Annotated in this window: 1 pseudogene; it reads right to left on the bottom strand. The window is 53.5% G+C overall.

The features are described 5' to 3' along the window. A pseudogene (locus R7R78_RS26880) lies at positions 1 to 663 on the bottom strand (calcium-binding protein); the annotation flags it as partial.

The following is a 663-nucleotide window of genomic DNA, read 5'->3' as shown; positions in this document are numbered from 1 at the left end:
AGTCACGATGCTACCGACTGGCGCCGGATCGCTCAGTGTTACGGTGTAGTCAGTGGTGGTGTCGCCTTCCACCACATTCGCTGGACCCGTCATGGTCACGGTAACCGTATCTTCTGGCCCTGGGTCGGTTTCATCGCTGATGGTGGTGTCAACAAAGGCATTTGAAACATCTAATGCCTCAAAAATCGGATTGCTGTCACCATCTACAATGCCCGACACGCTGACACGGAACACTTCATCGCCTTCGGCGTAAACGTCATCCACCGTATCGATAGTAAACGTAGCCGTCACACCATCGGCGCCAATAATGGCTTGAGTGGTTTCGGTGATGTCGTCACCGGATGCAGTGGTGTAGCTGTAAGCTAAGGTCACGATACTACCCACAGGAGCCGGATCGCTCAGTGTCACGATGTAATCCGTGGTAGTGTCACCTTCCACCACATTCGCTGGACCCGTCATGGTCACGGTAACCGTATCTTCTGGACCCGGATCGGTTTCATCGCTGATGGTGGTGTCGACGAACGCATTATCGAGGTTCAACGCTTCGAAGATAGGATTGCTGTCGCTATCGACAATACCCGACACGCTGACGCGGAACACTTCATCGCCTTCCGCATACACATCGTCCACCGTATCGATGGTAAACGTAGCCGTCACACCATC

Source organism: Vibrio sp. 2134-1 (assembly GCF_033339495.1).
This window is presented reverse-complemented; position numbering and strand designations above follow the sequence as displayed.